Below are 25,791 nucleotides of genomic sequence, written 5' to 3' on the forward strand. Positions count from 1 at the left end.
GCCTGCCATGGACCCGATCACCGTTCTTTCCACCCGGCTGGGGGAACATCTGCGCCGTTTCAATGCCCAAGTGACCACCGCCGAGTCCTGCACCGGTGGCGGCATCGCCGAAGCGATCACGCGTATCCCCGGCAGTTCGGCCTGGTTCGAGGCCGGCTACGTTACTTATTCCAATGCGCAGAAGACCCGCCAGTTGCAGGTGCCGGAGGCATTGTTCGGCCAGGTCGGTGCGGTCAGCCAGGAGGTGGTCGAGGCCATGGTCCGTGGTGCCCGGGCTGCCAGCGGAGCGCGCTTTGCCGTGGCGGTCAGTGGCGTTGCCGGGCCGGACGGTGGTTCGCCGGCCAAGCCGGTAGGTACCGTATGGCTGGCCTGGGCCGACGGCGAGCACGTCACCAGCGAGCGCCGACACTTCGACGGTGACCGCGATGCGGTGCGCCGACAAACGGTAATCGCCGCGCTAGACGGCTTGTTACAGCTTGGTGCGGAGTAATTCACGAATCGGGGGTAGGCGGAAATAATTCCCTGTGGAATAATACTGGCTACTTATACAGTTGTTTCTGGCCGTCAGGCCCTATCGATTACGTGAGGACTTCAATGGACGACAACAAGAAGCGTGCCTTGGCTGCGGCCCTGGGTCAGATCGAACGTCAATTCGGTAAAGGCGCGGTCATGCGCATGGGCGACCACGAGCGCCAGGCGATCCCGGCCATCTCCACCGGTTCCCTGGGCCTGGACATCGCCCTCGGCATCGGCGGCCTGCCAAAAGGCCGTATCGTCGAAATCTACGGTCCTGAGTCGTCCGGTAAAACCACCATGACCCTGTCGGTGATCGCCCAGGCCCAGAAAGCCGGCGCTACCTGCGCCTTCGTCGACGCCGAGCACGCCCTGGATCCCGAGTACGCCGGCAAGCTGGGCGTGAACGTCGACGACCTGCTGGTCTCGCAGCCGGACACCGGTGAACAGGCCCTGGAAATCACTGACATGCTGGTGCGCTCCAACGCCGTCGACGTGATCATCGTCGACTCCGTAGCCGCCCTGGTACCGAAGGCCGAGATCGAAGGCGAAATGGGCGACATGCACGTGGGCCTGCAAGCCCGCCTGATGTCCCAGGCCCTGCGCAAGATCACCGGCAATATCAAGAACGCCAACTGCCTGGTCATCTTCATCAACCAGATCCGCATGAAGATCGGCGTGATGTTCGGCAGCCCGGAAACCACCACTGGTGGTAACGCCCTGAAGTTCTACGCTTCGGTTCGCCTGGACATCCGCCGTACCGGCGCGGTGAAGGAAGGCGACGAGGTGGTCGGTAGCGAAACCCGCGTCAAGATCGTCAAGAACAAGGTCGCTCCTCCGTTCCGTCAGGCCGAGTTCCAGATCCTCTACGGCAAGGGTATCTACCGCAACGGCGAGATCATCGACCTGGGCGTGCTGCATGGCCTGCTGGAAAAATCCGGCGCCTGGTACAGCTACCAGGGCAGCAAGATCGGTCAGGGCAAGGCCAACTCGGCCAAGTTCCTCGCCGAGAACCCGGAAATCGCCGAAACCCTCGAGAAGCAGATTCGCGAAAAACTGCTGAATCCAAGTGCCGTCGACGCTGCTGGCAAAGCTGCTGCCGAGAGCGAGTCTGCGGAAGACCTGGCCGACGCTGACGCCGACTTCTGACCCTCATGTCCGTTGTACTCGACACACCCGTCGCCGTAAGGCGGACAGCCATGGACCTGCTCGCACGCCGCGAGCACGGTCGAGCCGAGCTGACGCGCAAGTTGCGTCAGCGCGGCGCCTCTCCTGAAATGATCGAGCACGAACTCGACCGCCTGGCGGACGAGGGGCTGCTGAGCGAGTCCCGTTATCTGGAAAGCTACATCAGCTCCCGTGCACGCTCGGGCTATGGCCCGTCGCGTATTCGCGAAGAGTTGACCCAGCGTGGCTTGCCGCGTGCTGATGTTGAGCAGGCGCTCCGAGAGGCCGATATCGACTGGCAGGCGCAGTTGGCGGATGTCTGGCAGCGCAAGTTTTCCGGACAACTGCCAGGCGACCCGCGCGAGCGGGCCAAGCAGACCCGCTTCCTGGTCTACCGTGGTTTTTCCATGGAGAGAGTCGGCCGCTTGTTGAGCGGCCGAAGCCTGGACGATTGACGGCTCTCAAGTGACCTTGAGGGGCTGCCGAGTGCGTTGCGCTGCTGCTGGGAGTGGTTGCGCCGTTTCGCGATTTTCCGGCAGGTTGATGAAGTCCACCAGCTCCCGCAGGCGGCCCTGGTCGCGGCCATTGAAGGCAAAGACCAGACGATGCAGATGGCTGAAGCGGACCTCGTCCTGTTCCGGTCCTGAGTAGGCGTGCTGGCTGAAGTCTCCGCTCAGGCGCAGGTCGGCGAAGGATTCCTGCATATCCAGCAGCGCCGCTTCACTCAAGGGGTGTTGCATGCGGATCACGAACTGATTCTTCAGCCAGCGGCTGGAGTGGTAGTTGGCATAGAACTGGTTGATCTCCGCCACGGCCTCGTCGGCACTGTGGACCAGGCGCAGCAGCTTCAGGTCGCTGGGCAGAATGTAGCGGTTCTCTTCCAGTTGTCGCTTGATGAACGCCAGTGCGTCCTGCCAGAAGCTGCCACCCGGCGCATCCAGCAGTACCACGGGGACCAGCGGGCTCTTGCCGGTCTGGATCAGGGTCAGTACTTCGAGAGCCTCATCCAGCGTGCCGAACCCGCCAGGGCAGAGCACCAGGGCATCGGCTTCCTTGACGAAGAACAGCTTGCGGATAAAGAAAAAGTGGAACGGCAGCAGCTTGTCGGTGCCGTCCACCGTGGCGTTGGCGTGTTGTTCGAAGGGCAGGGTGATGTTGAAGCCCAGGCTGTTGTCGACCCCGGCGCCTTCGTGGGCGGCGGCCATGATGCCGCCGCCGGCACCGGTGATTACCATCAGCCCGGATTGGGCAAGGGTAGCGCCCAGTTCCCGGGCAAGGGCGTACATGGGGTGCTCGACCGGCGTACGCGCCGAGCCGAATACCGTGACTTTGCGTCGCCCCTTGTACTGCTCCATCACCCGGAAGGCGTGATCGAGTTCGCGCAGTGCCTGCAAGGTGATCTTGGCGTTCCAGCGGTTGCTGTCGTCATGGGCCATGCGCAACACGGTGAGGATCATGTCCCGGTACAGGGGCAGGTTGGGGCTGTTGGCGGCGACCAGGCTCAGTTGCCGGTCAATGTGATCGAGGTCGATTCCCTGGTTCTTGAAATGGCTGGCAAGCAGCTCGTTGGAAAGATAAGGCATTCAAACGTCTCCTTTTTACAGCAAAACCTGATCCCTTCGTTTTGTCGTTCTCGGGATGTTGTAGCGGCATGGATTGGTCGCGGACAGCCTCCTTTGTCTGTCCGGAAGATGAAAGGTATTTGTAATCAATCTAGACCCTGCCGTGCGTTTGCGCTTCGTTGGACATAGGCGCATACGGTCATGACAAATGGTCGCTTTATTCGCTTTCGGACGCTCTGGCGCGCCGCTCGTCAGATCGGATCCAATTTCCCCGATGCTCTGTTTAACTGATCCTTAACGGTACGTTGCACAGGGAGGTTGCATATGCAACTCGTCAGTCTTGAGGTCGATAGCCAGTTGTTCCGACTTCTGCAAAATGCGGCTCGGGCCAATAACCTGAGTATTGAAGAGGAATGCTTGCGTCGGCTGGAGGGCGGTGAGCGACGCTCGCGCTATCTGCAGGCGCTGGTCGCTGAGTTGCGCGCCGATGAGGAGCAACGGCGCGAAAGCAGTCAGATGATGTAGAACTCCGGGTTATTTCTTCTTGCCGTTGATCCCGCAGCTCTGGGCGTTGAAGTTTTCTACGGCGACCGGGCGGTTGGTCTTGTACTCGGTGAACTGGTAGGTCATCACTGCGCCGCGTGCCATCAACTGGCGATAGCCATTGTTGCTGCAAACGCTGGCACCCAGTTGGTCACGCACCTTGTCCGGGTTGGCGCGCATCTGCTGGGCGTGGCTGGCGCGAACGCTGAGGTGGTTGATCAGTTGAGGGCCCTTGACGGTGTAGCCCTGGTCAAGGATGTCTTCGTTGATCGCACGCGGGGTGCCGACGCTGCTGTCCCGGGCAACTTTCTCCAGCATCTGGGTCAGTTCGTATTCCTGTTTGGACGCGGCATTGGCGGCGAGCGGCAGGACCAGCAGCAGGCTCAGGGTAGGGGCGATGAAACGCAGCATTTACTTCTCCAGATTCGGTAACTGGCGCTTTGACCCGCATCCGCACGCCGTGTTCCGTCACGAGCGCAGTCAGTCGCAACCATCAATAAGTCCGCGATTATAGTGGAGTAGGAGATTTCCCTGCACGGTAAAGCGTTGTGCCGTAAACTGCCGCCGACTTCGCCCCGCTGAGTGTCCGCAGTGCCTTTCGTTACCCTTTCTCGCCGAATGTCTTCATGAGCCATGCTGTCTCGCGCCTGCGCGCCGAACGCCTGGCCCGTAGCGTCAAACCCTTTGTCGCCCGTGGTTCACGCGCCCCGCGTTGCCCTGACTGCCGGGTGATCTTCGACTATTGCCTATGCGCCTGGCGTCCGCGGGTGCCCGCTGAATCCGCAGTGTGCCTGTTGATGCACGATACCGAGCCGCTCAAGCCGACCAATACTGGCTGGTTGATCGCCGATATCATCGACGACACCAGTGCCTTCGGCTGGCAACGCACGGTAGTGGACGAACAACTGCTGGCCTTGCTCGATCAACCTCAGTGGCAGCCTTACATCGTATTCCCCGGCGAGTTCGTCGAGCCTTCGCGGGTCGTCACCGAGGTGCGTCCGCAGTCGGGCAAGCGTCCGCTGTTCATCCTGCTGGATGCGACCTGGACCGAAGCGCGCAAGATGTTCCGCAAGAGTCCGTATCTGGACCGCTTCCCGGTGTTGAGCCTGGAGCCCGAGCAGATTTCCCGCTACCGCTTGCGCCGCTCCAAGCGCGACGACCACTTCTGCACTGCGGAAGTGGCGGCGATGTGCCTGGAGCTGGCCGGTGACCAGAGCGCGGCACAGGCGCTGGATGCCTACCTCGATGTCTTCAGCACCCACTACCTGGGGGCCAAGTTCCAGTTGCCACTGGATATCGATGACGCCGTCCATCAGCGCCTCAAGCCCTTCCTATAGTCCAAGGGGCAAGTGTTGCACTTTGCTTCATAATGATGAAACTTCCGGATCCAGCACAGAACAGGATCATTAGATCGATGGCCACCTACGAAATCCTGATTGCCGATGACCACCCGCTGTTTCGCAGCGCCCTGCGCCAGGCCGTGACCCTGGGGCTGGGGACCGATGTGCGTCTGGTGGAAGTCGCCAGCATCGCCGAACTGGAAACCCGCCTCGCCGAGAAATCCGACTGGGACCTGGTCCTGCTCGACCTGAACATGCCGGGGGCCTACGGTTTTTCCGGCCTGGTGCTGCTGCGCGGGCAATATCCACAGATCCCGGTGGTGATGGTGTCGGCCCAGGAAGAAGCTTCCATCGTCGTCAAGTCCCGGGAATTCGGCGCCAGTGGCTTCATTCCCAAATCCAGCCCGCTGGAAGACATCCAGGATGCGGTGCGCAAGGTGCTCGACGGTGAAGTCTGGTGGCCGCCGCAGGCCTTCGAGAAGGTCGATGTCTCAGCTGAGGCCAAGGCCGCCAGCGAAGGCCTGGCCAGTCTGACGCCGCAGCAGTTCCGCGTACTGACCATGGTGTGCGAAGGCCTGCTGAACAAGCAGATCGCCTACGAGCTGAATGTCTCCGAGGCGACCATCAAGGCCCACGTGACCGCGATCTTCCGCAAGCTGGGCGTCCGTACCCGGACCCAGGCCGCCTTGCTGCTGCAACAGCTGGAATCCGTTTCCTCCAGCTGATCTGCCGACCTTCACGGTTTTTTGACCCGCGGTGCACTAGTCTGCACCGCTTTCCACAGTGGGAAGTGGTTCTCTATGTCGCCCTTCAAAGGCCAGACCGGTTTCAAACGTGTTTTCAATGCCGCAGGTTATTCCCTCGACGGGCTGCGTGCGGCGTTCTCGGGTGAGGCGGCGTTCCGCCAACTGGTGCTGCTCAACGTGATCCTGGTGCCGCTGGCATTCTGGCTGGATGTCAGCCGCGCCGAGCGGGCCATCCTGATCGCGGTGTGTCTGCTCGGCTTGATCGTCGAATTGCTCAACTCTGCGGTGGAGGCGGCGATCGACCGTATTTCCCTGGATCGCCATCCCTTGTCGAAAAACGCCAAGGACATGGGTAGCGCCGCGCAGTTCGTGGCGCTGACCATGGTGGCGCTGGTGTGGGCTGTCATTCTGCTCTAGGCGATGCTTGGCAGGACGATCTCGTCGCTACGCCGTACACCGGCAGTGAAGCTCCTGCACAGTTCGAGGAATTCCCGCATCGCCGATGTCTGGTACTTCTGCTTGTGCCAGATAAAGAAGAACTGCCGCGCCAGGTCCAGGTCCGGTGTCTCCACCGGTACCAGGCTGCCGCGGCGGAACGCATCGCGCAGGGCCAGGCGGGAAATGCAACCGATGCCCAGGCCGGACTCCACGGCGCGCTTGATCGCTTCGGTATGTTCCAGCTCCAGGCGGATGTTCAGCACCGAGCGGTGATGGCGCATGGCCTGGTCGAAGGTCAGTCGCGTACCGGAGCCTTCCTCGCGGAGGATCCAGGCCTCGCGGGTCAGCTCCTCGAGGCTGGCGCTGCCGCGTTGCGCCAACGGGTGCTGCGGCGCGCAGAACACCACCAGTTCATCCTCGACCCAGGGCTGCACCTCCAGGTCCGGATGGTTGCAGTCGCCCTCGATTAGACCCAGATCAATTTCGTAGTGAGCCACCTGTTGCACGATATGCGCAGTGTTCTGCACATGCAGCTTGACCTGGCTTTCCGGGTGCACCTGCATGAAGCTGCCGATCAGCAGGGTGGCGAGGTAGTTGCCGATGGTGAGCGTAGCGCCCACCGCCAGCGAGCCGAAACCGGATTTGCCGTTGAGCAGATCCTCGATTTCCTTGGCCTGGTCGAGCAGCGCCACGGCCTGGGGCAGCAACTGATGGCCCAGGGCATTGAGGCTCAGGCGCTTGCCCGCACGATCGAACAGTTGGCAACTGGATTGCCGCTCCAGTTCGGTGATGGAGGTACTGGCCGCCGACTGCGACAACGCCAGCACGCTGGCGGCACGTGACACGCTCTGATGCTGGGCGACGGCAACGAAGACCTGAAGCTGACGAAGTGTAAATCGCATATCTATATAACCGATAAGACATATCTTGATAATTCATTTAACAGATATTTTCCTCCGCATTAAACTACCGCGCAATCGCGCTCTCGGTTTTAGCGCTGCGTTTTTCTCAGGAGCCTCCTTACATGAGCAACATGAACCACGAACGTGTCCTCAGTGTGCACCACTGGAACGACACCCTGTTCAGCTTCAAGTGCACCCGTGACCCGGGCCTGCGCTTCGAGAACGGTCAGTTCGTGATGATCGGCCTGCAACAGCCCAACGGCCGCCCGCTCATGCGTGCTTACTCCATCGCCAGCCCGAACTGGGAAGAGCATCTGGAGTTCTTCAGCATCAAGGTGCCGGATGGTCCGCTGACCTCCCAGCTGCAGCACCTGAAGGAAGGCGACGAAGTCATCATCAGCAAGAAGCCTACCGGTACCCTGGTCCTCGACGACCTGAACCCTGGCAAGCACCTGTACCTGCTGAGCACCGGCACCGGCCTGGCGCCGTTCATGAGCGTCATCCAGGACCCGGAAACCTACGAGCGTTTCGAGAAGGTGATCCTGGTTCACGGCGTGCGCTACGTGAACGAAGTCGCCTACCGCGAGTTCATCACCGAGCACCTGCCGCAGAACGAATTCTTCGGCGAAGCGCTGCGTGAAAAACTGATCTACTACCCGACCGTTACCCGCGAACCGTTCGAGAACCAGGGCCGTCTCACCGACCTGATGCGCAGCGGCAAGCTGTTCAGCGACATCGGCCTGCCGCCGATCAACCCGCAGGACGACCGCGCCATGATCTGCGGTAGCCCGAGCATGCTCGACGAAACCAGCGAAGTGCTGGACAGCTTCGGCCTGAAGATCTCGCCGCGCATGCGCGAGCCGGGCGACTACCTGATCGAGCGTGCTTTCGTAGAGAAGTAAGCTGGTTAGGTGGATATAAAAAGCGCAGGCCTTGGCCTGCGCTTTTTTTGTCTGAGATTTGTGTGTTGTGCTTTCGGGCCTCATCGCGGGTGAACCCGCTCCCACAAAGTACGCGAAACCTGTGGGAGCGGGTTTACCCGCGATAGGGCCATCAGCTTCCCTTCTCAATCAGGATCAAACACCACTTCCAACACCCGGATCCTGTCCAGTCGCGGATAGTGCCATCTCACCTGCACATCCCAGAACTTCACCCCATACACCCGCTCCGGCGGCGGCACTTGATAGGCCGGGCGCGGATCCTGGGCCAGGCACTGCTCGATAAGCTCCACCAGGGGCTCCGCCAGTCGCTGCATATGGCCTTGGGCTTGCACCAGCGCTTCATCGCTCCACTCCACCGCGATGGCCGCAGGCGGGGCGCTGGCCATGCTGTTGCTCGCCCCGGCAATGCTGTCGGCATAGGGCACATACGGCTTGATATCGAGCACCGGCGTACCGTCCAGCAGATCGATGCCTGACAGCAGCAAGCGCCCCGGTTCGACCTTTTCCAGCCGGACCACCGATTGCCCTATACCGTTCGGACGATGCGTTGCCCGGGTCGCGAACACGCCCATGGAGGTGTTGCCACCGAGGCGCGGCGGGCGCACCTTCAGGCGTGGCTTGTCTTCCAGCGCCTGGTGAAACAGGAACAACAGCCAGACATGGCTGCACTGCTCCAGACCCGCCACTGCCTCGCCCGTGTCGAACGGCGGCACCAGCTCCAGCACACCCCTCGCCGCCGGCGCCAGTTGTGGCTGGCGCGGAATCGCGAACTTCTCCTTGAAGCACGAGCGGACGAAGCCGACCGGCGAGACCTTGTAGTCCATCGGCGATTCAGCCACGGATCCGCTGGCTCAGGCCCTTGAGAAAATTGCGCAGCAACTGGTCGCCGCAGGGGCGGAAGTTGTCGTGTCCGACCTTGCGGAACAGGGCGCTCAGCTCGGTTTTCGACACCGGGAAATTGACTGCCTTGAGCAGCGCAAGGATATCGTCGTCCTTAAGCTCGAAGGCCACCCGCAGCTTCTTCAGAATGGTGTTGTTGCTGACCGGCAGCTCGATCGGTGGCAGCGGACGGCTTTCGTCACGGCCGCGGCGGAAGATCACCAGTCCGTCGAGAAAGTGCGCCATGGCCTCGTCCGGGCAGTGGGCGAAGTCCTTGTCGTCGTCTTTCTTCAGGTAGTTGGCCATGTCCGCGTCGTTCAGCTTGAAGCCGTTGCTGCGGGCGATCTGGGCCATTTTTGTGTCGGAAATATCCAGCATGTAGCGCAGGCTGCGCAGTACGTCGTTGTGAATCATGTACGGAGTCCTGTTCGGGAGCCTCGCCAGTGTGGCGCGGCTCAGAATTTTTCCTGGCTTGCCAGGTAGCGCCATTGCCCGGCCGGCAACTTGCTCATGGCCACGCCGCCGAGGCGGATGCGGCGCATGCCGACCACCTGCAGGCCGACGCTGCGACAGAGCAGTTCGATCAGGCCTGGGGCCGGGTTCTTCAGCACCAGGCGCAGGCGTGTCTCGTTCTGCCAGCTGGCCTTGACCGGTGGCAGTTCATGGCCTTTCCAGTTGAAACCGCGGTTCAGGCGTTCCAGCCCGTGATTGATGATCTCGCCGCTGACTTCCACCAAGTACTCCTGCTCCAGCTTGCGCAGGTCGGAGGTGATCTTGCGCTCGGTGCGCCAGTCCTGGGTGTACACCTGCAGGCCGCTGGCGCCGGCTTGCAGCTCGGCCAGGCAGTTGAGGCGGGCGAAATGATTGCGCAGCACCCGGCGGCCTTCGCCGTGGGCCGGGGACAGGCTGGCGGCGGTCATGCTCAGGCGGCCGCTGTCGGCATCCTGTCCGGCTTCCTGATGCAGCAGCAGAGTGACCGGTTCCTGGGCTTCGGCCTTGGCTCCAGGAAGCAGGGCGACCACCTGCTGGTCGACCTGGAACTGCGGCTCGTCGACGACCTGGCCGTCCACGGTGACCCAGCCGCCACCGATATAGAGTTCGGCCTCGCGACGGGAACAGCCCAACTGGGTGATAAGGCGTTTGGAGAGACGGGTGGTTTCAGACATGAGCGAGGCCGTGGTGCGAGGGAATGGAAAGCATTGTAACCGGCCGTGAAAGGATACGGTCGGCCAGAAAAAACAAAGCCCCGGGAAGGGGCTTTGTCGTTTGCGCGCGAACCTTAGACAGGCTCGGCCCAGAGATCGTACTCGTCGGCATCGACCACTCGGCAGCGCACCTTGTCGCCCGGCTTGAAGCCATGGTCGCCGTCGATGAACACGTTGCCGTCGATTTCCGGCGCATCGAAGAAGCTGCGGCCTACCGAGCCTTGCTCTTCGACTTCGTCGATCAGCACTTCGATCTCGCGGCCGATGCGCAGTTGCAGACGGGCGCTGCTGATGGCCTGCTGGTGGGCCATGAAGCGGTCCCAGCGGTCCTGCTTGATCTCGTCCGGGACTTCGTCCAGGCCCAGGTCATTGGCCGGCGCGCCTTCCACCGGCGAGTACTGGAAGCAGCCCACGCGGTCGAGCTGGGCTTCGGTGAGCCAGTCCAGCAGGTACTGGAAGTCTTCTTCGGTCTCTCCGGGGAAGCCGACGATGAAGGTGGAGCGGATGATCAGATCCGGGCACTGCTCGCGCCATTTCTTGATTCGCGCCAGTGTGCGGTCCTCGAAGGCCGGGCGCTTCATCGACTTCAGGACTTTCGGGCTGGCGTGCTGGAACGGGATATCCAGGTACGGCAGGATCTTGCCGGCGGCCATCAGCGGGATCACGTCGTCGACGTTCGGGTACGGGTAGACGTAGTGCAGGCGCACCCAGGCGCCGAGGCTGCTGAGGGCTTCGCACAGCTCGAGCATGCGGGTCTTGACCGGGCGACCGTTCCAGAAGTCGGTCTTGTACTTGACGTCGACGCCATAGGCGCTGGTGTCCTGGGAGATCACCAGGATCTCCTTGACCCCGGCCTTGACCAGGCGCTCGGCCTCGCTCAGCACTTCACCGACCGGGCGACTGACCAGCTTGCCGCGCATCGACGGGATGATGCAGAAGCTGCAGCTATGGTTGCAGCCTTCGGAAATCTTCAGGTAGGCGTAGTGGCGCGGGGTCAGCTTGACGCCTTGCGGCGGCACCAGGTCGATCAGCGGGTTGTGATCCTGGCGTGGCGGGACCACTTCATGCACGGCGCTGACCACTTGCTCGTACTGCTGCGGACCGGTCACAGCCAACACGCTCGGGTGCACGTCGCGGATATTGCCTTCCTCGACGCCCATGCAGCCGGTAACGATGACCTTGCCGTTTTCCTTGATCGCTTCGCCGATCACTTCCAGGGACTCGGCCTTGGCCGAGTCGATGAAGCCGCAGGTGTTGACCACCACCACGTCAGCGTCCTGATAGGTGGGCACGACTTCATAACCCTCCATGCGCAGCTGGGTGAGGATGCGTTCGGAGTCAACCAGAGCCTTCGGGCATCCGAGCGAGACGAATCCTACCTTTGGCGTGGTGGGGGTTGCGGTGGTGGACATGGCTAACCTCGGTGTAGAGGGGCTGCCGCGTACATGACGAAAGGCAGCCCTGCTGGGCGCTTCCAGGCGCCTCTGATCAAAAAGTGCGCAATTCTAGCGAGCGTTCGCCTGCTTGACCAGCAGAAAAACGACGAACGCTGCGCTATGCTTCGCCGCGTTGCGCCCTTGTCATTTTCCGACAGGGGCGACGAGGTTCGGCCGACGACAAAAATCATAGCGTCTGGCACGAGATTCACCGGTTTCCGGTTCTTATTGCGGGAGTGGTTGATGGGTCAGGCAAGCAGTGAAGCCGCTGCGGGGCATGGGGCGACCAAGTCGTTGGGCCTGCTGGTGGCAGCTGTCGGGGTGGTCTACGGCGATATCGGGACCAGCCCCTTGTATACCCTCAAGGAAGTCTTTACCGGCGGTTATGGGGTGCCGGTCAACCATGATGGTGTGTTGGGCATTCTTTCCCTGATCGCCTGGTCGCTGATCTGGGTGGTGTCGATCAAGTATGTGACCTTCATCCTGCGCGCCGACAACCAGGGCGAGGGTGGGATCATGGCACTGACGGCCCTGGCGACGCGGGCTTCGGCTTCGCGGCCGAAGCTCAGGGCGATGATGGTGGTCTGTGGCCTGATCGGTGCCGCGCTGTTCTACGGCGACAGCATGATCACCCCGGCGGTTTCGGTGCTGTCGGCGGTGGAGGGGATGGAGCTGGCCTTCGACGGTATCGATCACTGGGTGGTACCCATCGCCCTGGTCGTGCTGGTGGCGCTGTTCCTGGTGCAGAAGCACGGGACGGCGAAGATCGGCATCCTGTTCGGCCCGGTCATGGTCGCCTGGTTCGTGGTGCTCGGGCTGCTGGGGCTGCATGGCATTTCCCAATCGCCGGAAGTCTTGCATGCGTTCAATCCGGTGTGGGCGGTGCGTTTCTTTATCGTCCATCCGGGCATGGGCGTGGCGATCCTCGGCGCAGTGGTGCTGGCGCTGACCGGTGCCGAAGCGCTGTACGCCGACATGGGCCACTTCGGGCGCAAGCCCATTGCCCGCGCCTGGTTCGCCCTGGTGCTGCCGGCGCTGGTGCTCAACTACTTCGGTCAGGGCGCCTTGCTGCTGCAGAACCCTGATGCCGCGCGCAACCCGTTCTACCTGCTGGCGCCGAGCTGGGCGCTGCTGCCGCTGATCGGCCTGGCCACCCTGGCCACAGTGATCGCTTCCCAGGCGGTGATTTCCGGGGCCTTCTCCCTGACCCGCCAGGCCATCCAGCTCGGTTACATCCCGCGCATGCAGATCCAGCACACCTCCAGCGATGAGCAAGGGCAGATCTATATCGGCGCGGTGAACTGGTCGCTGATGGTGGCGGTGGTGCTGCTGGTGATCGGTTTCGAGTCTTCCAGTGCCCTGGCTGCGGCCTACGGCGTGGCGGTGACCGGCACCATGCTGATGACCACCCTGCTGGTCTCCACGGTCATGCTGCTGTTGTGGAAATGGCCGCCGGTACTGGCGGTGCCGATCCTCATTGGTTTCCTGCTGGTGGACGGCCTGTTCTTCGCCGCCAACCTGCCCAAGGTGGTTCAGGGCGGTGCCTTCCCGGTGCTGGCGGGGGCAGTGTTGTTGCTGCTGATGAGTACCTGGAAACGCGGCAAGCAGATCCTTGTCGAGCGCATCGACGAAGGCGCGCTGCCGCTGCCGGTGTTTATTGGCAGTATCCGCGTGCAGCCGCCGCACCGGGTCGAAGGCACTGCGGTGTTCCTCACCGCGCGTGCGGATGCCGTGCCCCATGCGCTGTTGCACAACCTGCTGCATAACCAGGTCCTGCATAGTCAGGTGGTGCTGTTGACGGTGGTCAGCGAAGACCGTCCGCGGGTGCCGGAGCATGAGCGCTTCGAGGTCGAGGCCTATGGCGACGGATTCTTCCGGGTGCTGTTGCACTTCGGCTTCATGGACGAGCCAGACGTGCCGGCGGCGCTGAAGCTGTGTCATCTGGACGATCTGGACTTCAGTCCGATGCGCACCACCTATTTCCTCAGCCGAGAGACGGTGATTGCATCGAGGCTGGAGGGGATGGCGCGGTGGCGGGGCAACCTGTTCGCGTTCCTGCTGAAGAATGCCAACGGCAATCTGCGCTTCTTCAACCTGCCGCTGAACCGGGTGATCGAGCTGGGGACCCAGGTCGAGATCTGAGGTGCTTTCGGGGCCTGCCTTGCAGGCCTTTCGCCGGCAATGCCGGCTCCCACAAGGTCCGCGTACACCGCAAAAACTGTGGGAGCTGGCGTTGCCAGCGATGGGGCTTCAGCCGGACATCAATTCTGCTCAGCCACGCTGGTCTTTCCCTGGCGGCTTTCGATCTCGCCAATCAGCTTGCGTGCCAGCGCCGGGTAGTTCTCGTCGAAGTGGTGACCGCCCGGCAGCTTGAGCTTCTCACCCACCGCGGTGTTCTCGGTGCAGCCGCTTTCATCGGTCTCTTCCACGCCATATACGCAGAGCACCTTGGCCGCCGGCATCCTGGCCATTTCCGGACCGGTCGGGGCCTCCTTGCCTTCCTGGCCGAGCCAGCCTTCCACTTCGATCTCGAAACTGCCGCTGCGGGCGAAGGCCAGCAGGATCACTGCGTCGATACGCTTCTGGTCCTCTTCCGGCAGGCGGTTGTAGATCGCCGGCAGGACGTCTGCGCCGAAGGAGTAGCCGGTCAGCACGAAGCGTTTGGTGCCCCATTTCTGCCGGTAGTGCTGCATCAGCTCGGACAGGTCGACGGCGCTCTGTTCCGGGGTCTTGTGCTGCCAGTAGTAGCGCAAGGTGTCGATGCCCACCACCGGGTAGCCGAGCTTGGCCATTTCCCCGGCGACATCGCGGTCGAGGTCACGCCAGCCGCCGTCTCCGGAGAGGAACAGGGTCACGGTGTCGGTGGTTTGCCCGGCCGGAACTTCCACCACCGGAATGCTCATGGCATTGCCGTCTTCGCCGACCAGGGCGTGGGTGAGTTGGGCCTTGAGCACCTGTGGCAGGTGCACGTCGTAGTCGGAGATGCTGGTTTCGGCGTTGGCCTGGTCGCGGACGAAAGCGGCGCTGGCGTCATCCGGGTTGTCGTTCCAGGCGACGTTCCAGTGCCCATGGGGTGCCGACTTGGCGACCGGAATGGTGCAGCCCGGACGTTCCAGGTTGAAGTCCACGGAAATCGCCAGGGCCTTGTCGTCCTTCTGCCCGGCCAGCCAGTCCCAGGCCAGGTTGGCGCCCGGGCCGATACCGGCGACCAGGGTCGGTGCACCCTTGAGCTGCTGGGTGGCCAGTTGCACGGCTTGCTGCTGACGGTTGCAGTCGCCGATCGGCAGGGTGACCTGGACCAGTTGCGCTTCACCGCTCTGGCTCAGGTCAAGCAGTTGCTTGTCGCTGAGCAGTTGGTCGGGCAGCGAGGCGATCAGCACCCGGGCCTTGGCGTCGGTGCCGGGGGTAGCGCGTGTCAGGCTGCTGCCATCGCTGAGGGTGATCTGCTCCAGATGGGCCTCGGGGGCGGGACGGGTCCACCACCAGAAGCTTGCCGCTGCTGCCAGCAGCGCCGCGATCAGCGCGCCGAGCAGGTAATACCAGTAACGTCGAATCATCAGCGTTTCACCAATCCTGTAAGACCGCCCGCGATCAGGGCGGCGGTATCGGCCAGTGCGACCAGCGGATCGAGTCCGGCGGGGACGGCCATGTAACGGGGTTCCCAGTCTGGCTGGAACTTGTCTTTGAAGCGGCGCAGGCCCTGGAAGTTGTAGAGCTGTTCGCCGCGCTGGAACACCATCGAACCCAGGCGCTGGGTCAGTGGCGCGCCGCGCCGCGGCTGCAGGCCCGACAGGGGCACCATGCCAAGGCTGAAGCGGGCATATCCATGCTGTTTATAGTGTTGGATCAGGCCGATCATCATGAATTCCATGGTCAGCTTCGGCGCCTCCGGATGGGCGCGCATCAAGTCGAGACTGGCCAGTTCGCGACTGTGGGTTTCCAGCAGGTTGGCAAAGGCCACCGGTTGGCCCTGGAAGCGGATCAGGGCGATGCGGAAGTGTTGCAGGTAGTCCTCGCTGAAGCGACCGAGGGAGAAGCCCTTCTCGCGGACGTTCTTGCCGGTGAGCCAGGCGTCGGAAATGACCTTCAGCTCTTCCAGCGGTGCCTGACCGGGTTCGTGGATCTCCAGGCTCAGGCCGTCGCGTCCGCCACGGTTCCAGGTGTAGCGCAGGTCCTTCATCTCCTTGCCCTTGGCTTCCAGGTCGAAGCGCAGCAGGTTGACCCGCGCCTCTTCCCCCAGCTTGATCGCGGTCAGGCCGATGTCCATGTAGAACGGCAGGTTCTCGGCGCGCACCTGGTAGAACACCGGGCGGGCATGATGGACGTCGCAGAGGTCGCGGAACTGCCAGATCATCTCGGCGCGGCGCTGGGCCGGGCCGATCGGGTCGTACAGCGCCACCAGGCTGCGGCCGCGACGCGCGTACATCAGGAAGGCATCGTCATTGGGGTGGAACAGCAGCGCCTTGTCGCCGGTCAGGGCCAGGCCGCCGTCCGGTTGGTCCGAGGCCAGCAGGATGCGGTTGGCGCGCTGCAGTTCCTCGGCAGTCGGCAGATGAATGATCGGGCGGGCGGTGCGCAGCAGCCAGGTCAGGGCCAGCACCACCAGCAGCACCGCGCTGCCCAAGGCCGAGCGCAGGCCGCGCGGGGCGTCGGCGTCGAGGGTGAACTGCCACCAGAGCTGATGGCTGTAGGGCACGTCCTGGTAGGCGAACAGCAACAGCCAGATCGACGCGCCGACCACGCAGGCGCTGGCCACCAGGTAAACCGGCGAGAACGGCAGTTCCAGCAGGCGGCTTGGGCGGTAGAAGGATCGGCGGAACAGGGCCAGCAAGCTCGCCGTGAAGATCATGATGCTGGCTTCTTCCCAGTCGAAGCCTTTGAGCAGGGAGAGCAGGGCGCCGACCAGCAGCAATATGGTGGTCAGCATCCAGGCGGCCGACAGGCGCCGGCGCAGGCCCTGGGCCAGCAGCAGGCAGAGTACGCCGATCAGGCTGGCGCCGAAGTGCGAGGCATCGATCAGGCGGTGCGGGATGAGGAAGCCAAGATGCTTGAGGCGGGTGTCGATTTCCGGAGTGGCGCCGGAAAACAGCAGGACCACACCGGAAAGAAACACCAGCACGGCCAGTACCGGGGCGGCCAGGCCGGAAGCGACCTTGATCGCCTGCTGGGCGAACAGGAAGCGCCGGGCTTCGCTGGCCAGCAGGATCACGCAGGCCACCAGCATCGGCAGCACTACATAGATGAGGCGATACAGCAGCAGGGCGGCGGCCAGCGGGGCAGCGCCCAACTGGTTGGCGAAGGCGGCCAGCAGGATCGCTTCGAACACGCCCACACCACCCGGCACATGGCTGAGTACGCCGGCCGCCAGGGCCAGCAGGTAGACCAGCAGGAAGGCGCCGAAGGGCGGGGCTTCGGGCAGCAGCAGGTAGAGCACGGTCGCGGCAGCCGCCACGTCCAGGGCAGTGATGGCCAATTGCAGCAGGGTCAGCCTGGCGCCAGGCAGGCGCAGGGTGCGGCGGCCGACCCGGGTGAGCAGGGCGTGGGCGAACGGTTGTTCGGGCAGGCGCCGGCGGTAAAGGCCGTAGGCCAGGGCGGCACTGAGCAGCAGCACGGCGATGGCGGTGCTGGCGAGCACGCTTTCCGGCAGGCGCAGCGCCACTGCGGCGGCTGGCAGGTTGCTCAGGGTTGCCAGGGCAGCTAGTGGCGGCAATGCGCAACCTAGCGAGAGGCTGGCGAACAGGGTCATGCGTGCGACTTCGGCGGCGCCGACGCCCTGGCGCGCATACAGGCGATAACGCACCGAGCCGCCGGACAACAACGACAGGCCAATTGCGTTGCCGATGGCAAAGGCACAGAAACCGCCCATCACCAGGCTGCCGGCCGGCAACTGAACGTCCGCGTAGCGACTGGCCGACCACTCGTAGCCGAGCAGGATCACAAAACCGACGATGGTCGCCAGCAAGGCCCCGCCCAGTGCGGGCAGGGGGATGCTCAAGATCTGATCATGCAGGGCGTAGATATCCAGCTCGCTGAGCAGGTGTCGGCAAGCGATCAGGGCTATCCCGAACAGCACCAGGGTCACGGCCAGGCCGATGGGTTGACGGTACTTGCTCAGCAGATCGAGCCAGCGCAGGCGGCCAGGCGCGATAGGGTGGGCGGCGGTAACGGGAATTTCGGTTTCAGCGGTTGGGCGCATCAATCACCTCGGGGACTGTGCGCGACAGGATGGGAGTATCCAGTCAATTTACCAATCCCTATGGAATAATAATGTCTGAATATTACTAGCGTTCAGGCGGATCCGTGCCGGTCATGATAGTTAAAGAATATTCACATTGCCCTTGGGGAAGAGGGCGGCGGGCGAGGTTTTTTGAGCGCAAACGAAAAAGGCCAATCTTTCGATTGGCCTTTTTCTGATCTGGTTGCGGGAGCCGGATTTGAACCGACGACCTTCGGGTTATGAGCCCGACGAGCTACCAGGCTGCTCCATCCCGCGCCTGTGGGATCGAATTCTACAGGGACAGCTTTCCCTGTCAAGCCAAAACTCAAAAAAATCCTTTTTTCTTCAAATGGTTAGCATTCTCCCGCCTGGCGTAGGCGAGCTGGATGCCGCGGGCTTCAGGGGTTGCGCAGAGGTTTGATGCAGGCGCTGGAGCCGAGTGAGATACTGCGCGTACGACTTTTCTGCTTTTACGGTCATCCATGGGTCAGCGCAAAATCATTCATATCGACTGCGATTGCTTCTACGCGGCTATCGAGATGCGTGACGACCCGCGTCTGGCCGGGCGACCGTTGGCGGTGGGCGGCTCGGCGGAACGGCGTGGGGTGATTGCCACCTGCAACTACGAAGCCCGCGCCTTCGGCGTGCGTTCGGCGATGTCGTCGCGGCATGCTTTGGGGTTATGTCCCGACCTGTTGATCGTCAAGCCGCGGATGGATGCCTATAAAGAAGCATCGCGGGAAATCCACAACGTGTTCCGTGAATACACCGACCTGATCGAGCCGTTGTCGCTGGACGAGGCCTATCTGGATGTCACCGACAGCCAGCGTTGTTCCGGAAGCGGCACGCTGATCGCCCAGGATATCCGTCGCAAGATCTCCCAGCGCTTGCACATCACCGTGTCCGCCGGTGTCGCGCCCAACAAGTTTCTCGCCAAGATTGCCAGTGACTGGCGCAAGCCCAATGGCTGTTTCGTGATCACCCCGGCGGAGGTCGAGGATTTTGTCGCCGAGTTGCCGGTAAGCAAGCTGCATGGGGTGGGCAAGGTGACGGCAGACAAGCTGCATCGCCTGGGGATAGTGACCTGCCTCGATCTGCGGCACTGGGAGCGGCTGGCGCTGGTGCGGGAGTTCGGCGGCTTTGGCGAGCGTCTGTTCAACCTGGCCCGTGGCATCGATGAGCGTCCGGTGCAGAACGATAGCCGCCGTCAGTCCATCAGCGTGGAAAATACCTACGATCAGGATCTGCCGGACCTGGCCAGTTGCCTGGAAAAGCTCCCGGAGTTGCTCGAATCCCTCAACGGTCGCATGGAGCGCATCGACAGCAGCTACCGCCCTGGCAAGCCTTTCGTGAAGGTCAAATTCCACGATTTCAGCCAGACCACCCTGGAGCAGGCGGGGGCCGGGCGCGACCTGCACAGTTATCAGCAGCTGCTCAGCCAGGCGTTCGCCCGCGGTGGTCGCCCCGTGCGCTTGCTTGGTATCGGCGTGCGCTTGCACGATCTTCGCGGCGCTCATGAGCAATTGGAGCTGTTTCCTGCCTCCTGAAATGCAAAAAGCACCGGCGAACGGTGCTTTTCACGAGAAGAGGATGGCTTAGTGAGCCGCAGGATCGGCAACCAGGCGGTTGGCGTCTTTCCTCAGTGACTGCAGGAATTCCTGTTGCAGCTCCGGATCGTTGCGGGTCAGCTCGATCAGGCTCTGCTCCAGTTCGCTGGCTTCTTCTTCCAGGCCCAGGTCCGACAGGCGCTTGACCCGGTGTACCCACTGGTTGACGTCGTCGTCCTCAAGGTCGTCGAAAATCAGGTCGTGGGCTTCCACCAGCTTGCTACGCAGGGTACCGCTGACCAGCAGGCTGGCGTCGGCGCGTACCGAACTGTCTTCATCCGCCACCGACAGGTGCAGGGTGCCGATATGGGTCAGGTTCTGCTCGCTGAACGGACTGTCCAGCAGGTTCAGGCGCAGTACGCCGTTACGGTCGGTGGTCAGCTCGTTTACTGTCTTGCCGGCCTTGACCTCCACCGGGCGCTCGCTCCAGGGAACACTGCTGTATTCCTGGCGCTTGTCCTTCTGCACTTCCTCGATACCGGCCAGGTTCTGCTGGGCGCGGCCGTTGGACTGCGTATTCATGAACGGGTTGAGGCCGGCGAAGCCGTAACTGAGCCAGTCATGGGTCACGCTATCGGGCAAGGTGCCGAAGGCGAAGACATTCACCACGTTGGCACCGAGACCAGCGACCACCGCCACCGCGCCCAGCGGAATTTCGTAGATTTCCCGCCAGGGTTGGTAGGGCGTGTAGCGATCGTAGCGTCGGGTCACCTCGAATTCGGTGACTTCGAAGTGCTTCTGCTCATGGATGCGCACGCGGCGTTGCGGCAGCTCGAGTACCTTTGGCTCTCCGACATCGATCTGCAGGCTGTGCTCGAGCAGCTTTCGCTCGATGCGTTCCTCGTGCTCGCTGCGCTGGGACATCTGGTTGGCGCAGCCGCTGAGGAGCAGGGCACCGCACAAGGCGGTGCCCCCGAAGGTAAAGGTACTTCGCTTGAACATGGCTACTCTTGCGTTGGCTATCAGCGACGAATACGGGCTTGCAGGAAGGATACGACGTCCGCCACGGGCAGGGCCTGGGCCTCGCTTTCGGTGCGGTGCTTGTATTCCAGTTTGCCTTCGGCCAGGCCGCGATCGCTGACGACGATGCGGTGTGGAATGCCGATCAGCTCCATGTCGGCGAACTTGATGCCGGGGCTGGTCTTCTTGTCACGGTCATCCAGCAGCACGTCGAAGCCGGCAGCGGTCAGTTCGGCGTACAGCTTGTCGGTGGCCGCACGGACTTCCTCGGTTTCGTAGCGCAGCGGTACCAGGGCGATATGGAATGGCGCCAGTGCGTCGCTCCAGATGATGCCCTTGTCGTCGTAGTTCTGCTCGATGGCAGCGGCGACCACGCGGGACACGCCAATGCCATAGCAGCCCATGGCCAGGGTGACCGGCTTGCCGTTCTCGCCCAGAACCTGGCACTTCAGCGCTTCGCTGTACTTGGTGCCGAGCTGGAAGATATGGCCGACTTCGATACCGCGCTTGATCTGCAGGGTGCCCTGGCCGTCCGGGCTAGGGTCGCCTTCGACCACGTTGCGCAGGTCGGCGACTTCCGGAACCGGCAGGTCGCGCTCCCAGTTCACGCCGAAGTAGTGCTTGTCGTCGATGTTGGCGCCGATGGCGAAGTCGCTCATCAGGGCTACCGAGCGGTCGATGATGCAGGTCAGCGGCAGGTTCAGCGGGCCAAGGGAGCCGGCGCCGGCACCGATGGCGGCACGCAGTTCTTCTTCGTTGGCCATGACCAGCGGCTCGGCGACCTGGGGCAGCTTGATCGCCTTGATTTCGTTGAGCTCGTGGTCACCGCGGACCACCAGCGCCACCAGCTTGCCTTTTTCGGCGCCGTGGACGATCAGGGTCTTGATGGTGCGCTCGATCGGCAGGTCGAAGCCTTCGACCAGGGCAGCAATGGTCTTGGTGTTCGGGGTGTCGACCAGGCGCAGGGATTCGGTCGGCGCAGGGCGCACGGTTTCCCGTGGGATCGCCTCGGCTTTCTCGATGTTGGCGGCGTAATCGGAGCTGTCGCTGAAGATCACATCGTCTTCACCGGACTCGGCCAGTACATGGAATTCGTGGGAGTAGCTGCCGCCGATGGAGCCGGTATCGGCCTGTACGGGGCGGAAGTTCAGGCCCAGGCGGGTGAACACGTTGCAGTACGCCTGGTGCATGCGGTCGTAGGTTTCCTGCAGGGAAGCCTGGTCGGCATGGAAGGAATAGGCGTCCTTCATGATGAATTCGCGACCGCGCATCAGGCCGAAGCGTGGGCGGATCTCGTCACGGAACTTGGTCTGGATCTGGTACATGTTCAGCGGCAGCTGCTTGTAGCTGCTCAGCTCGTTGCGGGCCAGATCGGTGATCACTTCCTCGTGGGTCGGGCCGACGCAGAATTCGCGCCCGTGACGGTCTTTCAGGCGCAGCAGCTCGGGGCCGTATTGCTCCCAGCGGCCGGATTCCTGCCACAGCTCTGCGGGCTGGATCGCCGGCATCAGCACTTCAAGGGCACCGGCGGCGTTCATTTCCTCGCGAACCACGGCTTCGACCTTGCGCATCACGCGCAGGCCCATCGGCAGCCAGGTGTACAGGCCGGAGGCGAGCTTGCGGATCATGCCGGCACGCAGCATGAGCTGGTGACTGATGACGACCGCGTCGGAAGGGGTTTCTTTTTGTGTGGCGAGCAAATATTGACTGGTGCGCATGATAGGCCGTTGTCGGTTGCTTAACTGAAATGACCCCGCATTGTACGGGGGGGAATCGGTGACGTATAGGACGCAGGAAACCTAATCCGTTGTAAGTGGATGACGCAAATAAAAAAGCCCGGCGAGGCCGGGCTTTTTCGTACTGAAGGTCCGTAGGCCGGTGGGCTTACAGGATGCTCAGTGGGTACTCGACGATCAGGCGCAGGTCGTTGTTGTCCGGGGCGTAGATATTTTCATAAGCATCGTTGGCGCGGTAGACGGCGTAGCGAACGCGCAGGGACAGGTCTTTGGCCGGGCCCTCCTGCAGAACGTACTTGGTCTCGAAGTTCCACTCGTGCTCTTTACCTTCGCCAGCGGTGGTTTCGATGTTGTCACCGTATACATAGCGAGTCATGAAGCTCAGGCCTGGCACGCCGTAGGAAGCCATGTTCAGGTCGTAACGAGCCTGCCAGGATTTCTCTTCCTGACCCACGAAGTCGGAGATCTGGATGGAGTTCGCCAGGAAGACGGTGCCGTTACCGTCTACACCGTAGTTGTAACCGGTGTCGCCACTGGAGCGCTGGTAGGCGAGGGTGAACTTGTGACCTTCCAGGCTGTAGGCGGCTGCGAGGCTCCAGATCTTGTTGTCCTGCTCGCCGTAGAGCGCCTGGCCCTGGTCTTTGGTGCGGTAGGCGTTGAAGTCGAGGTTCAGTGCCTGCTTGTCGTCGAACGGAACGGTCAGGTTCAGGTTGACGTATTGCTTCTTGAAGTAGTCGTCAACGTCCGACGCGGCGATAGTGCCGGTGAAGTTGTCGGTGAACGCGTAGGTAGCGCCAGCGATGTTGGCAGAGGTCAGACCCTTGGTGTTACGTCCGTTGATGCTGTCGCGACCCATGCCGGTCTGTGAGCTCAGGGCGGTGAAACGACCGAGGTCCAGTTGCAGGCCTTTGATCTCTTTGCTGGTGATCAGAGTGCCGGTGGCGACTTCTGGCAGCAGGCGGCTGTCATCGGTTGCGAACACCGGGCTTGTCGTGAACTGCTGGCCGTATTTCAGGACAGTGTCGGAGATGCGGAACTTGACCGCTCCACCGATCTTGCCCTGTGCTTTTTCCGGGTTGCCTTCGCTGTCGTTGCGGAACAGGCCGTTGCCCGAAGCGCCGCTGGTGCGACCCGAGCCGCCATCCAGTCGAACCGAGCCCATCGCCATGGCATCCACGCCTACGCCGACGGTGCCTTGGGTGAAGCCGGATTCGTAGGTGACCAGTTCGGAAACACCGGCGTCTTCGCGGTAGCCCTTGATGTCGCCTTTAACGTTCACGTTCGATGCACCGTGCTTGAAGTCACGGTTCATGTACATGGCACGGGTTTTCGCGGTCAAAGTACTATCTTCTACGAAGCCTTTGGACTCGTCCTGCGAGGACGCTACAGCCATTTGCGAGGTCCCGGCGGCTACGGCCAGGGCGATCATGCTCCACTTCATCACGCGCATCGTGATTTGCTCCTTTGGTTTTTAGGAAGATTACTGCTGCCCCACTGGTTTTTTTATTGGGGCTGCTCTTTCTTGTTTGAGTCGGCGGAAATGTATATCACGCTGACTGTCATTGGCGATACTTGCGATTTGAACCTTTCGGTAACTTTACGGTCGTGTCGCAAATAGTTATATCCATGTCGCAAATTACGGTCCGCGTAAGACGGATCGTACAACTCCAGCGCTGTTTCGGTCGGACCAGGGACTGCGGTTCACAACCTTAAGTCCTTGATGCCCAAACTCCTTGGTCGCCCGTGCAGCTGTTGTTATTTGTCACTCGTCACTTGCTTATGCAGGCGGCGTGCCGACCATGACAGGGAGCAATGCAACAAGCGTGCTCAAAGCAGGGGAGTGTTGACGAAATTTTCACTTTTTCCAGTCCTGAGCCGGAAAAGGTCCGGAAAACCGGGGGTGAAAGAACGCTCGGCTCTTTTGTCGATATTTTTCTGGAATAAGCAAAAATCCGACTTCAAAGTCAGGACGTTACCGCCGGAAGGCTCTGAGTGAGTAGTTTGCGGATACCTGGCGCTCTTTGCCGGGTCGTCGAGCGCCATTTTGGTGCGGAAAGTAGCATTTTGTTACCGAGGCCCGAAAACACGGGGTGAAACGCTTCGGCATGAGCAGCTTCAAGGCTGCTTTTGGGTGCTTCGCCGGTCCGTTCGTGCCCGATCCGGGTAACAGGAGTATCCTTCGTCGATGCGCCGCGCAGGCGGATTGCACTGAACGTTGAGGAGATTGCCCCGTGTTTGCTTTGGATTCGCGCCTTGAACAAGACACTTTCGCATTGGGAGACTTTCCTCTTTGCCGTCTATTACTTAGTAAGGATGCTAACTATCCATGGTTTATTCTGGTGCCGCGCCGTGCAGGCATCAGTGAAATATTTCAATTGGATGACAGCGACCGGCAGCAACTTTGGCAAGAAACCGATTTCCTGAGTAAAACGCTCAAGGATTGTTTTGCGGCCGACAAGATGAATGTCGCGGCACTGGGTAACGTGGTTAGCCAACTACATATGCATGTGATTGTCCGCCGGCATAACGATGCCGCATGGCCGGCGCCTGTGTGGGGGAATAAACCTGCAATCGAATACTCCGCTGATCAACTGAGTGAAGTGCGTCAGCGTATTGCCTCGGTAATGGGCGCTGATTTCCAGTTCGCGGAGGCTTGAATCATGACCCTCGAAGAACGAGTGATGGAGTTGGAAAGTCGCCTGGCTTTTCAGGATGACACGCTCCTCGCCCTGAATGATGTTATCGTCGAGCAGCAGCGGGTGGTCGAGCGCCTGCAATTGCAGATGGCGGCCTTGCTCAAGCGCTATGAAGAAGTGATGGGGCAATACGAGGCAAGCGAAGAAGAAGCGCCGCCGCCACATTACTGAAATTTCGCACATAAAAAAGCCGCGATAGCCCACAGGGCTTCGCGGCTTTTTTGTATTTCGCGATCAGCGGCGAGGCGCGGCGATCACGTCTTCGGCCTGCAGGCCCTTGTCACGGTTCATTACCGAGAACTCCACGCGCTGGCCTTCGACCAGTACCCGGTGGCCCTCGCCGCGAATGGCGCGGAAGTGCACGAAGATATCGTCGCCAGAGTCGCGGGAAATGAAGCCGAAGCCCTTGGAGGTGTTGAACCACTTGACCGTGCCGGTATCACGCTTGCCCATGTCGTAATGGGTGTTGCTGCTGGGGCGGGCCTTGGTCGGGGTCATGAAGCCGGCGCCAAGGTGCAGCACTGCGGCGAACAGCGCGGCTAGCAATGCGCCAAGGCTGCCCAGGTCGGGCAGTGCCAGCAGGGTCAGTGCCTGCAGGATCACTGCGAGCACCAGCAATACGCTGGCAGCGATCTGCAGGTACTGGCGGGCGCCTTTGTAGTACTGCGGAACGAGGGGGGCGAGGATCAGGTTGGCCAGGCCGAGGAGCGCCAGGTAGATGGCATCGGGTTGTTGCAGATAGGGCGTGGTATCGGCCTTGAGGCTGGGAATGAAGGACAGCAGCAAGGCAGCTGCGCCCGTCAGGAGGTGGACGATCTTGAACATGGTGGTTTGGCTCGCATCTTATTAGGCGGATCACAGGAAGAGCTGGGGTCACGGTGCACGGTGCAAGATAAAAGTGCA

General features: G+C 61.8%; 25 protein-coding genes and 1 tRNA gene. 12 read left to right on the forward strand and 14 right to left on the reverse strand.

What is annotated here, in order from left to right:
• The first annotated feature begins 7 nt into the window (after positions 1 to 7).
• The 3 genes from ACODSK_RS05565 (at position 8) to recX (ending at position 2,135) form a co-directional block, all read left to right on the forward strand.
• Positions 8 to 490, forward strand: coding sequence for a CinA family protein (locus ACODSK_RS05565; RefSeq protein ID WP_489014461.1), 483 nt, complete (start codon positions 8 to 10; stop codon positions 488 to 490).
• A gap of 104 nt (positions 491 to 594) precedes the next feature.
• Positions 595 to 1,662: a recombinase RecA gene (gene recA, locus ACODSK_RS05570; RefSeq protein WP_489014463.1), complete on the forward strand. Its 1,068-nt coding sequence runs from the start codon at positions 595 to 597 to the stop codon at positions 1,660 to 1,662.
• Positions 1,663 to 1,667: 5 nt separating this feature from the next.
• Positions 1,668 to 2,135, forward strand: coding sequence for a recombination regulator RecX (gene recX / locus ACODSK_RS05575; RefSeq protein ID WP_489014465.1), 468 nt, complete (start codon positions 1,668 to 1,670; stop codon positions 2,133 to 2,135).
• 6 nt (positions 2,136 to 2,141) lie between these two features.
• Here the strand turns inward: recX and ACODSK_RS05580 are convergent, their stop codons facing one another.
• Positions 2,142 to 3,263, reverse strand: a complete 1,122-nt coding sequence (locus ACODSK_RS05580) for an LOG family protein (RefSeq protein WP_489014467.1) — start codon at positions 3,261 to 3,263, stop codon at positions 2,142 to 2,144.
• Positions 3,264 to 3,566: 303 nt separating this feature from the next.
• Here ACODSK_RS05580 and ACODSK_RS05585 point away from each other — a divergent pair, with 303 nt between their 5' ends.
• Positions 3,567 to 3,767: a hypothetical protein gene (locus tag ACODSK_RS05585; protein ID WP_489014470.1), complete on the forward strand. Its 201-nt coding sequence runs from the start codon at positions 3,567 to 3,569 to the stop codon at positions 3,765 to 3,767.
• Between the two features lie 9 nt (positions 3,768 to 3,776).
• Here the strand turns inward: ACODSK_RS05585 and ACODSK_RS05590 are convergent, their stop codons facing one another.
• Complete coding sequence (locus ACODSK_RS05590) at positions 3,777 to 4,196, reverse strand: quorum-sensing-regulated virulence factor family protein (protein WP_489014472.1); 420 nt, start codon at positions 4,194 to 4,196, stop codon at positions 3,777 to 3,779.
• 215 nt (positions 4,197 to 4,411) lie between these two features.
• Between ACODSK_RS05590 and ACODSK_RS05595 the strand changes: the two genes are divergently transcribed.
• From ACODSK_RS05595 to ACODSK_RS05605, 3 genes are all read left to right on the forward strand, one after another.
• Positions 4,412 to 5,122, forward strand: coding sequence for a tRNA-uridine aminocarboxypropyltransferase (locus tag ACODSK_RS05595; protein ID WP_489014474.1), 711 nt, complete (start codon positions 4,412 to 4,414; stop codon positions 5,120 to 5,122).
• 77 nt (positions 5,123 to 5,199) lie between these two features.
• Entirely contained in the window at positions 5,200 to 5,850 is a 651-nt protein-coding gene (gene erdR, locus ACODSK_RS05600) for a response regulator transcription factor ErdR (RefSeq protein ID WP_489014475.1), read from the forward strand.
• 75 nt (positions 5,851 to 5,925) lie between these two features.
• A complete protein-coding gene (locus ACODSK_RS05605; RefSeq protein ID WP_489014476.1) occupies positions 5,926 to 6,288 on the forward strand; it encodes a diacylglycerol kinase in 363 nt (120 codons plus the stop codon).
• Here the strand turns inward: ACODSK_RS05605 and ACODSK_RS05610 are convergent.
• Positions 6,285 to 7,211: a LysR family transcriptional regulator gene (locus tag ACODSK_RS05610; RefSeq protein WP_489014478.1), complete on the reverse strand. Its 927-nt coding sequence runs from the start codon at positions 7,209 to 7,211 to the stop codon at positions 6,285 to 6,287. The genes ACODSK_RS05605 and ACODSK_RS05610 overlap by 4 nt on opposite strands.
• Positions 7,212 to 7,333: 122 nt before the next feature.
• Here ACODSK_RS05610 and fpr point away from each other — a divergent pair, with 122 nt between their 5' ends.
• On the forward strand, positions 7,334 to 8,113 hold the full coding sequence (fpr, locus tag ACODSK_RS05615) for a ferredoxin-NADP reductase (RefSeq protein WP_330076184.1): 780 nt from the start codon (positions 7,334 to 7,336) through the stop codon (positions 8,111 to 8,113).
• 164 nt (positions 8,114 to 8,277) lie between these two features.
• Here fpr and tsaA read toward each other — a convergent pair whose 3' ends face one another.
• The 4 genes from tsaA to rimO form a co-directional block, all read right to left on the reverse strand.
• Positions 8,278 to 8,976 carry a tRNA (N6-threonylcarbamoyladenosine(37)-N6)-methyltransferase TrmO gene (gene tsaA / locus ACODSK_RS05620; RefSeq protein ID WP_489014634.1) on the reverse strand — a complete coding sequence of 233 codons (699 nt, stop codon included), beginning with the start codon at positions 8,974 to 8,976 and terminating at the stop codon, positions 8,278 to 8,280.
• Positions 8,977 to 8,983: 7 nt separating this feature from the next.
• The gene (locus tag ACODSK_RS05625) at positions 8,984 to 9,445 is read right to left on the reverse strand and encodes a YehS family protein (RefSeq protein ID WP_489014480.1); all 462 of its coding nucleotides are present in this window, start codon (positions 9,443 to 9,445) and stop codon (positions 8,984 to 8,986) included.
• A 41-nt stretch (positions 9,446 to 9,486) separates the two neighbouring features.
• Positions 9,487 to 10,197, reverse strand: a complete 711-nt coding sequence (locus ACODSK_RS05630; RefSeq protein ID WP_489014482.1) for an rRNA pseudouridine synthase — start codon at positions 10,195 to 10,197, stop codon at positions 9,487 to 9,489.
• 113 nt (positions 10,198 to 10,310) lie between these two features.
• Complete coding sequence (gene rimO, locus ACODSK_RS05635) at positions 10,311 to 11,648, reverse strand: 30S ribosomal protein S12 methylthiotransferase RimO (RefSeq protein ID WP_489014484.1); 1,338 nt, start codon at positions 11,646 to 11,648, stop codon at positions 10,311 to 10,313.
• Between the two features lie 267 nt (positions 11,649 to 11,915).
• Between rimO and ACODSK_RS05640 the strand changes: the two genes are divergently transcribed.
• Positions 11,916 to 13,814, forward strand: a complete 1,899-nt coding sequence (locus ACODSK_RS05640; RefSeq protein WP_489014486.1) for a potassium transporter Kup — start codon at positions 11,916 to 11,918, stop codon at positions 13,812 to 13,814.
• Positions 13,815 to 13,933: 119 nt separating this feature from the next.
• Here the strand turns inward: ACODSK_RS05640 and ACODSK_RS05645 are convergent, their stop codons facing one another.
• From ACODSK_RS05645 to ACODSK_RS05655, 3 genes are all read right to left on the reverse strand, one after another.
• Complete coding sequence (locus tag ACODSK_RS05645) at positions 13,934 to 15,229, reverse strand: virulence factor family protein (protein WP_489014488.1); 1,296 nt, start codon at positions 15,227 to 15,229, stop codon at positions 13,934 to 13,936.
• Positions 15,229 to 17,868 (reverse strand): bifunctional lysylphosphatidylglycerol flippase/synthetase MprF, encoded by a 2,640-nt coding sequence (gene mprF, locus ACODSK_RS05650; protein WP_489014489.1) that lies wholly within the window; start codon positions 17,866 to 17,868, stop codon positions 15,229 to 15,231. The genes ACODSK_RS05645 and mprF overlap by 1 nt, the downstream gene beginning before the upstream one ends.
• Before the next feature lie 220 nt (positions 17,869 to 18,088).
• A tRNA-Met gene (locus ACODSK_RS05655) sits at positions 18,089 to 18,165 on the reverse strand.
• A gap of 206 nt (positions 18,166 to 18,371) precedes the next feature.
• Here ACODSK_RS05655 and dinB point away from each other — a divergent pair.
• Positions 18,372 to 19,436 carry a DNA polymerase IV gene (gene dinB / locus ACODSK_RS05660; protein WP_489014491.1) on the forward strand — a complete coding sequence of 355 codons (1,065 nt, stop codon included), beginning with the start codon at positions 18,372 to 18,374 and terminating at the stop codon, positions 19,434 to 19,436.
• A gap of 48 nt (positions 19,437 to 19,484) precedes the next feature.
• On the opposite strand, the gene ACODSK_RS05665 is transcribed toward dinB, so the two are convergent.
• From ACODSK_RS05665 to ACODSK_RS05675, 3 genes are all read right to left on the reverse strand, one after another.
• The gene (locus ACODSK_RS05665) at positions 19,485 to 20,438 is read right to left on the reverse strand and encodes a hypothetical protein (RefSeq protein WP_489014492.1); all 954 of its coding nucleotides are present in this window, start codon (positions 20,436 to 20,438) and stop codon (positions 19,485 to 19,487) included.
• A gap of 20 nt (positions 20,439 to 20,458) precedes the next feature.
• On the reverse strand, positions 20,459 to 22,174 hold the full coding sequence (locus tag ACODSK_RS05670) for a proline--tRNA ligase (protein WP_489014494.1): 1,716 nt from the start codon (positions 22,172 to 22,174) through the stop codon (positions 20,459 to 20,461).
• Positions 22,175 to 22,340: 166 nt separating this feature from the next.
• Positions 22,341 to 23,642 (reverse strand): OprD family porin, encoded by a 1,302-nt coding sequence (locus ACODSK_RS05675; protein ID WP_489014496.1) that lies wholly within the window; start codon positions 23,640 to 23,642, stop codon positions 22,341 to 22,343.
• A 781-nt stretch (positions 23,643 to 24,423) separates the two neighbouring features.
• Between ACODSK_RS05675 and ACODSK_RS05680 the strand changes: the two genes are divergently transcribed.
• Both ACODSK_RS05680 and ACODSK_RS05685 read left to right on the forward strand, forming a co-directional pair.
• Entirely contained in the window at positions 24,424 to 24,849 is a 426-nt protein-coding gene (locus ACODSK_RS05680) for an HIT family protein (RefSeq protein WP_489014498.1), read from the forward strand.
• A 3-nt stretch (positions 24,850 to 24,852) separates the two neighbouring features.
• Complete coding sequence (locus tag ACODSK_RS05685; RefSeq protein ID WP_489014500.1) at positions 24,853 to 25,059, forward strand: SlyX family protein; 207 nt, start codon at positions 24,853 to 24,855, stop codon at positions 25,057 to 25,059.
• 63 nt (positions 25,060 to 25,122) lie between these two features.
• On the opposite strand, the gene ACODSK_RS05690 is transcribed toward ACODSK_RS05685, so the two are convergent.
• A complete protein-coding gene (locus ACODSK_RS05690) occupies positions 25,123 to 25,713 on the reverse strand; it encodes a cold-shock protein (RefSeq protein WP_489014502.1) in 591 nt (196 codons plus the stop codon).
• Positions 25,714 to 25,791: the final 78 nt, after the last annotated feature.

It is taken from the genome of Pseudomonas sp. FG98, assembly GCF_057808595.1.

Bases quoted from the DNA above. Each gene is read 5' to 3' on its own strand.
- ACODSK_RS05565 (WP_489014461.1), top strand. From the start codon at position 8: ATGGACCCGATCACCGTTCTTTCCACCCGGCTGGGGGAACATCTGCGC.
- recA (WP_489014463.1), top strand. From the start codon at position 595: ATGGACGACAACAAGAAGCGTGCCTTGGCTGCGGCCCTGGGTCAGATC.
- recX (WP_489014465.1), top strand. From the start codon at position 1,668: ATGTCCGTTGTACTCGACACACCCGTCGCCGTAAGGCGGACAGCCATG.
- ACODSK_RS05580 (WP_489014467.1), bottom strand. From the start codon at position 3,263: ATGCCTTATCTTTCCAACGAGCTGCTTGCCAGCCATTTCAAGAACCAG.
- ACODSK_RS05585 (WP_489014470.1), top strand. From the start codon at position 3,567: ATGCAACTCGTCAGTCTTGAGGTCGATAGCCAGTTGTTCCGACTTCTG.
- ACODSK_RS05590 (WP_489014472.1), bottom strand. From the start codon at position 4,196: ATGCTGCGTTTCATCGCCCCTACCCTGAGCCTGCTGCTGGTCCTGCCG.
- ACODSK_RS05595 (WP_489014474.1), top strand. From the start codon at position 4,412: ATGAGCCATGCTGTCTCGCGCCTGCGCGCCGAACGCCTGGCCCGTAGC.
- erdR (WP_489014475.1), top strand. From the start codon at position 5,200: ATGGCCACCTACGAAATCCTGATTGCCGATGACCACCCGCTGTTTCGC.
- ACODSK_RS05605 (WP_489014476.1), top strand. From the start codon at position 5,926: ATGTCGCCCTTCAAAGGCCAGACCGGTTTCAAACGTGTTTTCAATGCC.
- ACODSK_RS05610 (WP_489014478.1), bottom strand. From the start codon at position 7,211: ATGCGATTTACACTTCGTCAGCTTCAGGTCTTCGTTGCCGTCGCCCAG.
- fpr (WP_330076184.1), top strand. From the start codon at position 7,334: ATGAGCAACATGAACCACGAACGTGTCCTCAGTGTGCACCACTGGAAC.
- tsaA (WP_489014634.1), bottom strand. From the start codon at position 8,976: ATGGACTACAAGGTCTCGCCGGTCGGCTTCGTCCGCTCGTGCTTCAAG.
- ACODSK_RS05625 (WP_489014480.1), bottom strand. From the start codon at position 9,445: ATGATTCACAACGACGTACTGCGCAGCCTGCGCTACATGCTGGATATT.
- ACODSK_RS05630 (WP_489014482.1), bottom strand. From the start codon at position 10,197: ATGTCTGAAACCACCCGTCTCTCCAAACGCCTTATCACCCAGTTGGGC.
- rimO (WP_489014484.1), bottom strand. From the start codon at position 11,648: ATGTCCACCACCGCAACCCCCACCACGCCAAAGGTAGGATTCGTCTCG.
- ACODSK_RS05640 (WP_489014486.1), top strand. From the start codon at position 11,916: ATGGGTCAGGCAAGCAGTGAAGCCGCTGCGGGGCATGGGGCGACCAAG.
- ACODSK_RS05645 (WP_489014488.1), bottom strand. From the start codon at position 15,229: ATGATTCGACGTTACTGGTATTACCTGCTCGGCGCGCTGATCGCGGCG.
- mprF (WP_489014489.1), bottom strand. From the start codon at position 17,868: ATGCGCCCAACCGCTGAAACCGAAATTCCCGTTACCGCCGCCCACCCT.
- dinB (WP_489014491.1), top strand. From the start codon at position 18,372: ATGGGTCAGCGCAAAATCATTCATATCGACTGCGATTGCTTCTACGCG.
- ACODSK_RS05665 (WP_489014492.1), bottom strand. From the start codon at position 20,438: ATGTTCAAGCGAAGTACCTTTACCTTCGGGGGCACCGCCTTGTGCGGT.
- ACODSK_RS05670 (WP_489014494.1), bottom strand. From the start codon at position 22,174: ATGCGCACCAGTCAATATTTGCTCGCCACACAAAAAGAAACCCCTTCC.
- ACODSK_RS05675 (WP_489014496.1), bottom strand. From the start codon at position 23,642: ATGCGCGTGATGAAGTGGAGCATGATCGCCCTGGCCGTAGCCGCCGGG.
- ACODSK_RS05685 (WP_489014500.1), top strand. From the start codon at position 24,853: ATGACCCTCGAAGAACGAGTGATGGAGTTGGAAAGTCGCCTGGCTTTT.
- ACODSK_RS05690 (WP_489014502.1), bottom strand. From the start codon at position 25,713: ATGTTCAAGATCGTCCACCTCCTGACGGGCGCAGCTGCCTTGCTGCTG.